The sequence below is a fragment of the Roseovarius sp. D22-M7 genome (assembly GCF_037083785.1).
Lineage (GTDB): Bacteria > Pseudomonadota > Alphaproteobacteria > Rhodobacterales > Rhodobacteraceae > Roseovarius.
In genome coordinates this window covers 1-1,114 of sequence record NZ_JBAPKY010000178.1, presented here as the reverse complement: position 1 = coordinate 1,114, position 1,114 = coordinate 1, and the positions used below count along the sequence as shown (strand labels likewise).

Genomic DNA, 1,114 nt, shown 5'->3' with positions numbered 1-1,114 from the left:
CACTGCCGGCCACGCCATTTATGGCGGGCAGTGGCGGCGGTTGGATCGAGGAGGCCTGGGTCTTCAGGACCGTTTCCGAGTAGGATCGACCGCCGTCTTTCACCCTGGGCCTGAACGGATACGCGTGTTTGCGTCACGCATGACAAGAACAGGACAAGGCGAAGATGACGGATCATACCATCGGCATCGACATTTCCAAATCCCACCTCGATGTGTTTCATCTGGAGGGGCAAGAGGCGCAGCGCTTCGAGAACGCCCCGCGCGGCTATCGGGCGCTTCGGAAATGGCTGGCGCAGCTGGCGGCGACCCGGGTCGTGTTCGAGCCGACGGGACCCTGTCACCGCGCCTTCGAGAGGGCGTTCGCTGGCAAGCTCCCGCTGGTGAAGGTCAATCCCTTGCAGGCACGCCGCTTCGCGCAAGCCTGTGGGACCCGCGCCAGGACGGATGCGGTGGATGCACAAATCCTGGCACGGATGGGGGCTGCGCCCAGCCTGGAGCCCGACGCACCCGCTTCAGAAAAGCTGCATGATCTCCGTGACCTGCAGATTGCACGAACCGCCTTGACCAGGGAACGCACGCGTCTGCGCAATCGCGCCCATGTTCAGATCAAGGCCGTTCTCAAGCGCCAGACCGGAACCCGCCTGGCCCTGGTCGAGCGGCAAATCGCCGAGCTCAACGACGAAATTGCAAAGCGCATCGCCGAGGATCGGGCGACCGCTCGCAAGCGTGACATCCTGGGTTCGATCCCCGGCCTCGGCAACATCGTGGCGGCAGCGATCCTCACCTTCCTGCCGGAAATCGGGACGCTGGACCGCAAGCAGGCCGGAAGCCTTGCCGGATTGGTCCCTCACTGCCGCGAATCCGGCCAGTGGAAAGGCAAGTCCTTCATCAGCGGCGGGCGCAAACCCCTGCGCGATGCGCTCTACATGCCAGCTCTCGTCGCCATGCGGTTCAACCCGGACCTCAAAACCAGATACACCGCGCTCCGCGCCGCCGGAAAACCCGCAAAGGTCGCCATCGTCGCCATAATGCGCAAGCTCTTGGAGACCGCCAACGCGCTGGTCAAAGCTGACCGCATCGGGGTCGATAAAACCCCTTGCGCATGACGGATACT

At 63.6% G+C, this 1,114-nt stretch carries 1 protein-coding gene; it reads left to right on the top strand.

The features are described from left to right. Positions 1 to 164: 164 nt before the first annotated feature. A complete protein-coding gene (locus V8324_RS21975) occupies positions 165 to 1,106 on the top strand; it encodes an IS110 family transposase (protein WP_336422009.1) in 942 nt (313 codons plus the stop codon). The last annotated feature ends 8 nt before the right edge of the window (positions 1,107 to 1,114 follow it).

Coding starts and splice junctions, on each gene's coding strand:
- V8324_RS21975 (WP_336422009.1), top strand. CDS start 165: ATGACGGATCATACCATCGGCATCGACATTTCCAAATCCCACCTCGAT.